The organism is Pseudomonas sp. 86_A (genome assembly GCF_017491705.1).
Lineage (GTDB): Bacteria > Pseudomonadota > Gammaproteobacteria > Pseudomonadales > Pseudomonadaceae > Aquipseudomonas > Aquipseudomonas koreensis.
On record NZ_JAFGYS010000005.1, the window covers coordinates 332,994 to 339,727 of the forward strand.

Here is a 6,734-nt window from a genome sequence, read left to right on the forward strand (position 1 = left end):
CACAATTAAGCACATTGACGGCTTGACTTGGAGAGGGCGAAACAGAAGAATCCAAAGTCCGCTGTAGAGGGACTGCCAGAAGCAGACCCACTCGGTAGATCATGAGGCGCATATCCGCGTCGACCTGTTACACCCGCAACGCGTTACCTCGCGCTGGGTGGGAAAGGCCCGCAACACTTGGGACGATCCCAATACTTGCTCAGTCAGTGCTGACGTAGTCGGCGACCACCGTCGCTCATGCTCTGCCGAGAAGTAAACCTATTAAGACCCGCCCCTTTTGTGTGGACGGTATTCTGGCGTTTTAGAGGTGAACAACGTGGAGCTTTTATCTGGCGGTGAGATGCTCGTCCGCTTCTTGCGTGACGAAGGCGTCAAATATATCTACGGGTACCCGGGTGGTGCTCTCCTTCATGTTTACGATGCCCTGTTCAAAGAACCGGAAGTGACCCACATCCTGGTTCGTCACGAACAAGCGGCGACCCATATGGCTGACGGCTACGCCCGTGCTACCGGTAAAGCCGGCGTGGTATTGGTGACTTCCGGTCCAGGCGCCACAAACGCCATCACCGGTATCGCCACCGCCTATATGGATTCGATTCCAATGGTGATCATTTCCGGTCAGGTGCCAAGCACCATGGTCGGTACCGACGCGTTCCAGGAAACCGACATGATCGGTATCTCCCGGCCGATCGTGAAGCACAGCTTCATGATCAAGCACGCCTCGGAAATCCCGGAAGTCATGAAGAAGGCGTTCTACCTGGCGCAATCCGGTCGTCCGGGCCCGGTCGTGGTCGATATCCCGAAAGACATGACCAACCCGGCCGAGAAGTTCGAATACGTCTTCCCGAAAAAAGCCAAGCTGCGCTCCTACAGCCCGGCCGTTCGCGGTCACTCCGGGCAAATCCGCAAGGCGGCAGAAATGCTTCTGGCGGCCAAGCGTCCTGTGCTCTATTCCGGTGGCGGGGTAATTCTGGGCAACGGCTCTGCGCCGCTGACCGAACTGGCGAAAATGCTCAACCTGCCCGTGACCAACACCTTGATGGGCCTGGGCGGTTTCCCTGGCACCGACCGTCAGTTCATCGGCATGCTCGGCATGCACGGCAGCTACACCGCCAACCTGGCGATGCACCACGCCGACGTGATCCTGGCAGTGGGCGCGCGTTTCGATGACCGTGTGATCAACGGCGCGGCGAAGTTCTGCCCGAATGCCAAGATCATTCACATCGACATCGACCCGGCTTCGATCTCCAAGACCATCAAGGCCGACGTGCCAATCGTTGGCCCGGTGGAGAGCGTCCTGACTGAAATGGTCGCGATCCTCAAGGAGATTGGCGAGACCCCGAACAAGGAGTCCGTTGCCAGCTGGTGGAAGCAAGTCGATGAATGGCGCGGTGATCGCGGCCTGTTCCCTTATGAAAAGGGCGACGGCAGCCTGATCAAGCCGCAGACCGTGATCGAAACCCTGTGCGAAGTGACCAAGGGCGATGCCTTCATCACTTCCGACGTGGGCCAGCACCAGATGTTCGCTGCTCAGTACTACACGTTCAACAAGCCGAATCGCTGGATCAACTCCGGTGGCCTGGGCACAATGGGCTTCGGTTTCCCGGCGGCCATGGGCATCAAGTTGAACTTCCCGGATGACGACGTTGCCTGCGTCACCGGCGAAGGCAGCATCCAGATGAACATCCAGGAACTGTCGACCTGCCTGCAATATGGCTTGCCGGTGAAAATCGTCATCCTGAACAACGGTGTTCTGGGGATGGTTCGTCAGTGGCAGGACATGAGCTACGGCAGCCGTCACTCGCACTCTTATATGGAGTCGCTGCCTGACTTCGTCAAACTGGCTGAAGCCTACGGTCACGTCGGCGTGCGCATCACCGATTCGAAAGATTTGAAATCGAAGATGGAAGAAGCGTTCGCCATGAAAGATCGTCTGGTGGTGATCGATATTTCGGTCGATACCAGCGAGCACGTCTATCCGATGCAGATCAAAGACGGCTCCATGCGCGATATGTGGCTGAGCAAGACGGAGCGTACTTAATCATGCGGCACATTATTTCCCTGCTTCTGGAAAACGAACCCGGCGCTTTGTCTCGCGTAGTCGGCCTGTTCTCGCAGCGCAACTACAACATTGAAAGCCTGACGGTGGCCCCGACCGAAGACCCGACTCTGTCGCGTCTGACGCTGACCACCGTCGGCCATGATGAAATCATCGAGCAGATCACCAAAAACCTGAACAAGCTGATCGAAGTGGTCAAGCTGGTGGACCTGTCGGAGAGCGCTCACATCGAGCGCGAGCTGATGCTGGTCAAGGTCAAGGCCACTGGCGCCCAGCGCGCCGAGATCAAACGCACCACCGATATTTACCGTGGACAGATCGTCGACGTCAGCGCCAGCGTGTATACCGTTCAATTGACCGGTACCAGCGACAAGCTCGACAGCTTCATTCAGTCCATCGGCACCGCATCGATTCTGGAAACCGTCCGTAGTGGCGTGACCGGCATTGCCCGCGGCGACAAAGTACTCAGCATTTAAACCAAATTAGCGAATGGCCTGAACGGCCTGGATATATAGGGGAAATTCATGAAAGTTTTCTACGATAAAGACTGCGACCTGTCGATCATCCAGGGCAAGAAAGTTGCCATCATCGGTTACGGTTCCCAGGGCCACGCCCAAGCGTGCAACCTGAAAGATTCCGGTGTCGACGTTACCGTTGGTCTGCGTAAAGGTTCGGCCACTGTTGCCAAAGCCGAAGCTCACGGCCTGAAAGTGACCGACGTGGCTGCCGCTGTTGCCGGCGCCGACCTGGTCATGATCCTGACCCCGGACGAGTTCCAGTCCCAGCTGTACAAGAACGAAATCGAGCCGAACATCAAGAAAGGCGCCACCCTGGCCTTCTCCCACGGCTTCGCGATCCACTACAACCAGGTTGTTCCGCGTGCCGACCTCGACGTGATCATGATCGCGCCGAAAGCCCCGGGCCACACCGTGCGTTCCGAGTTCGTGAAGGGCGGCGGTATCCCTGACCTGATCGCGATCTACCAGGACGCTTCGGGCAACGCCAAAAACGTAGCCCTGTCCTACGCTGCTGGTGTGGGTGGCGGTCGTACCGGCATCATCGAAACCACCTTCAAGGACGAGACCGAAACTGACCTGTTCGGCGAACAAGCCGTACTGTGCGGCGGTACCGTTGAGCTGGTAAAAGCCGGTTTCGAAACCCTGGTTGAAGCTGGCTACGCGCCGGAAATGGCCTACTTCGAGTGCCTGCACGAACTGAAACTGATCGTTGACCTCATGTACGAAGGCGGTATCGCCAACATGAACTACTCGATCTCCAACAACGCTGAGTACGGCGAGTACGTGACCGGTCCGGAAGTGATCAACGCCGAATCCCGTCAGGCCATGCGCAACGCCCTGAAACGTATTCAGGACGGCGAATACGCCAAAATGTTCATCAGCGAAGGCGCAACCGGCTACCCTTCGATGACCGCCAAGCGTCGTAACAACGCCGCTCACGGTATCGAAATCATCGGCGAGCAACTGCGCTCCATGATGCCGTGGATCGGTGCCAACAAGATCGTCGACAAAGCCAAAAACTAAGTCGTCGTCCCTTGTATGAAAAAACGCGGCCTCGGCCGCGTTTTTTCGTTTGAACCGGAGGTTCTGGTATAAAGCTGCAGCGTTTGTGGCCGAACCGTCGTCCCAGACACCTGTCGAAACTTTCCAAATACGTTGCAAGGTAATGTCCATGAGCGAACGTCCCGAAGAGCCGAACCAGGCTTCTGACGCCGAAAGCCTGCTGCCCATCGATGAACACATCGAGGAAGGGCACGACGCAGAAGGTCGTAAAGTCCGGCATCGTGGTATCTATCTGCTGCCGAACCTGTTCACCACTGCGAACCTGTTTGCAGGGTTTTATTCCATCATCAACTCGATGAGTGCCCAGGCGGCCTTGAGCGCCGGGGACTCGGCGAACGCGAGCAAGTATTTCGCGTTCGCTGCGATCGCGATCTTTGTCGCGATGGTGCTCGACGGCCTCGATGGCCGCGTGGCGCGCATGACCAATACGCAAAGTGCATTCGGCGCCGAGTATGACTCGCTCTCCGATATGGTTGCCTTTGGTGTGGCGCCGGCGCTGCTGGCCTTCGGCTGGGCGTTGGGTGACATGGGCAAAGTCGGCTGGATGGTCGCCTTCATCTATGTGGCCGGTGCAGCGTTGCGTCTGGCGCGCTTCAACACTCAGGTCGGTACGGCCGACAAGCGCTACTTCATCGGTCTGGCCAGCCCGGCAGCTGCCGGCGTGGTGGCGGGGATCGTCTGGGCGTTCAGCGATTACGGCATTCAAGGTTCGAAGATGTCGTTCCTGGTTGCCTTGATGGTCGCGGCTGCCGGCATGCTGATGGTCAGCAACATCAAGTACAACAGCTTCAAGGAGCTGGATTTGAAGGGCCGGGTGCCGTTCGTGGCGATTCTAGCCGTCGTGCTGGTGTTTGCCGTGGTCTTCAGCGATCCACCGCGCATTCTGCTGCTGGTGTTCCTCGCTTATGCGGCTTCCGGCCCGGTGCAATACCTGCTGCATCTTCGTCGTCACAAAAACGCCGAGTGATGTAATTTCCCGCATACTCCGCAGTCTATGGGTGCATCTGTCCTCCAAAGCTGCGGAGTTGCCATGCTGATCAAAATCCCCAAAGCTTCCGACTGCCATGAGTCGGAAGTCACGCCTGAATCCATTTATCTCTCCCGTCGTCAATTGCTCGGAGCTACCGCCGCCGGCATCGCCGTGAGCAGCTTGCCGCGTTGGGCTACCGCGGAAGAGGCGGCACGTTATGCCGACGTCGAGCCGGGGAAGGCGCCGGCCTGGTTTGCCGACAAGCTTTCCTCTACCAAGTGGGGAGCGGTCAACGTCAAGGATGAGGCGATCACGCCTTATAAAGACGCGACCCATTACAACAACTTCTATGAGTTCGGTACTGACAAAGGGGATCCGGCAGCCAATGCCGGTTCGCTGAAAACCGAGGCGTGGAGCGTGGTCGTGGATGGGGAGGTCGGTAAACCCGGGCGCTATGCGCTGGAAGACTTCATGAAGCCCTATCAGTTGGAGGAGCGTATCTATCGCCTTCGCTGCGTTGAGGCCTGGTCGATGGTTATTCCGTGGATCGGCTTTCCGATCTCTGCGCTGCTCAAGCAGGTCGAGCCCACCTCCAAGGCCAAGTACATTCGCTTTGAAACCTTGCAGGATCCCAAGAGCATGCCGGGCCAGCGCTCGGGTTTTGCCCTGATCGACTGGCCTTATGTAGAAGGCTTGCGTCTGGACGAGGCGATGAATCCATTGGCGATTCTGGCGGTTGGCATGTATGGCCGCGAATTGCCGAATCAGAATGGCGCGCCGCTGCGCTTGGTGGTGCCGTGGAAGTACGGGTTCAAAAGCGTTAAATCCATTGTGCGTATCAGTCTGGTCAGCGAGCAGCCAAAGACAACCTGGCAGAGCATCGCCGCGGATGAGTACGGCTTCTACGCCAACGTTAACCCAACAGTGGATCATCCGCGCTGGACTCAGGCGCGGGAGCGTCGGTTGCCCAACAGTCTGTTCAAACCGAACGTGCGTGATACGCAGATGTTTAACGGTTACGCCGATGAGGTCGCTTCTCTATATACAGGGCTCGATCTGCGGAAGAACTATTGATGCGATATCCGTACTGGCGTGTAGGCGTTTTCATCGCGGCGGCGATCTGGCCATTGCTTTGGTTTTATCAGGCGTTCGCGGATTTGCTTGGGCCGGATCCTGGCAAAGTGCTGGTGGATCGGCTGGGGCTGGGGACATTGGTGCTGCTGTTGATCACCTTGGCCATGACGCCCTTACAGAAGCTGACCGGGTGGGCGGGGTGGATTGCTGTTCGTCGTCAGTTGGGACTGTGGTGTTTTGCGTATGTGGTTTTACACTTGTGCAGCTACATGGCATTCATCCTGGGCTTCGACTGGTCTCAGTTGGGCGTGGAGTTGCGTAAGCGGCCATACATTATTGTGGGTACGCTGGGTTTTCTCGGATTGTTGGCGTTGGCGGTCACGTCCAATCGCTACAGTCAGCGTCGTTTAGGTGTGCGCTGGAAGAAACTGCATCGGTTGGTATACGTGATTCTGGGGCTTGGATTGCTGCATATGCTGTGGATCGTGCGTGCTGATCTCAAGGAGTGGGCGATCTATGCCTTTATAGGTGCAGTGCTTTTACTGCTGCGTGTACCTGCCGTAGCGCGTCGAATCCCGCGTTTGCTGACTAAAAAGCAGGTTTTGCAATAAAACTGAAATTAACGGTTGACGGCAGATTCTGGAGGTCTATAATTCGCCCCACTTCCGGCGCAGTCGAAACGGAAAACTCCTTGAGATTCAATTAGTTACGCAGTTTTCGACAGTGGCTAGCTTCAGTTCATTGAAGCCTGGAAGGAGTTGAAAGAGTGGTGATGTTTGGCTCTTTTAACGGTTCGATCTTCTCGGTCGAAAGCGGAGAAAAAGAGGTGTTGACAGCAGCGTGTAACGCTGTAGAATTCGCCTCCCGCTGACGAGAGATCGGAAGCGCAAGTGGTTGAAGTTGTTGAAGAAATCTTCGAAAACTTCTGAAAATAATCACTTGACAGCAAATGAGGCTGCTGTAGAATGCGCGCCTCGGTTGAGACGAAAGATCTTAACCAACCGCTCTTTAACAACTGAATCAAGCAATTCGTGTGGGTGCTTGTGGAGTC

General features: G+C 56.5%; 6 protein-coding genes. All 6 read left to right on the forward strand.

Annotation, left to right across the window (positions count from 1 at the left end):
- Nucleotides 1–316: 316 nt before the first annotated feature.
- On the forward strand, nt 317–2,041 hold the full coding sequence (locus J5M57_RS10490; protein WP_064590094.1) for an acetolactate synthase 3 large subunit: 1,725 nt from the start codon (nt 317–319) through the stop codon (nt 2,039–2,041).
- Between the two features lie 2 nt (nt 2,042–2,043).
- Nucleotides 2,044–2,535 carry an acetolactate synthase small subunit gene (ilvN, locus tag J5M57_RS10495; RefSeq protein WP_003205610.1) on the forward strand — a complete coding sequence of 164 codons (492 nt, stop codon included), beginning with the start codon at nt 2,044–2,046 and terminating at the stop codon, nt 2,533–2,535.
- Between the two features lie 48 nt (nt 2,536–2,583).
- Complete coding sequence (gene ilvC / locus J5M57_RS10500) at nt 2,584–3,600, forward strand: ketol-acid reductoisomerase (RefSeq protein WP_007959661.1); 1,017 nt, start codon at nt 2,584–2,586, stop codon at nt 3,598–3,600.
- 148 nt (nt 3,601–3,748) lie between these two features.
- Nucleotides 3,749–4,606 carry a CDP-diacylglycerol--serine O-phosphatidyltransferase gene (gene pssA, locus J5M57_RS10505; RefSeq protein ID WP_064589202.1) on the forward strand — a complete coding sequence of 286 codons (858 nt, stop codon included), beginning with the start codon at nt 3,749–3,751 and terminating at the stop codon, nt 4,604–4,606.
- Nucleotides 4,607–4,669: 63 nt separating this feature from the next.
- The gene (gene msrP / locus J5M57_RS10510) at nt 4,670–5,683 is read left to right on the forward strand and encodes a protein-methionine-sulfoxide reductase catalytic subunit MsrP (RefSeq protein ID WP_207850146.1); all 1,014 of its coding nucleotides are present in this window, start codon (nt 4,670–4,672) and stop codon (nt 5,681–5,683) included.
- Nucleotides 5,683–6,294 (forward strand): protein-methionine-sulfoxide reductase heme-binding subunit MsrQ, encoded by a 612-nt coding sequence (gene msrQ / locus J5M57_RS10515; protein WP_169843365.1) that lies wholly within the window; start codon nt 5,683–5,685, stop codon nt 6,292–6,294. Before msrP ends, msrQ begins: the two co-directional genes overlap by 1 nt.
- The last annotated feature ends 440 nt before the right edge of the window (nt 6,295–6,734 follow it).

What these genes read in the sequence shown, in the direction of transcription:
- ilvN (WP_003205610.1), top strand. Translation starts at nt 2,044, where the DNA reads ATGCGGCACATTATTTCCCTGCTTCTGGAAAACGAACCCGGCGCTTTG.
- pssA (WP_064589202.1), top strand. Translation starts at nt 3,749, where the DNA reads ATGAGCGAACGTCCCGAAGAGCCGAACCAGGCTTCTGACGCCGAAAGC.
- ilvC (WP_007959661.1), top strand. Translation starts at nt 2,584, where the DNA reads ATGAAAGTTTTCTACGATAAAGACTGCGACCTGTCGATCATCCAGGGC.
- msrP (WP_207850146.1), top strand. Translation starts at nt 4,670, where the DNA reads ATGCTGATCAAAATCCCCAAAGCTTCCGACTGCCATGAGTCGGAAGTC.
- msrQ (WP_169843365.1), top strand. Translation starts at nt 5,683, where the DNA reads ATGCGATATCCGTACTGGCGTGTAGGCGTTTTCATCGCGGCGGCGATC.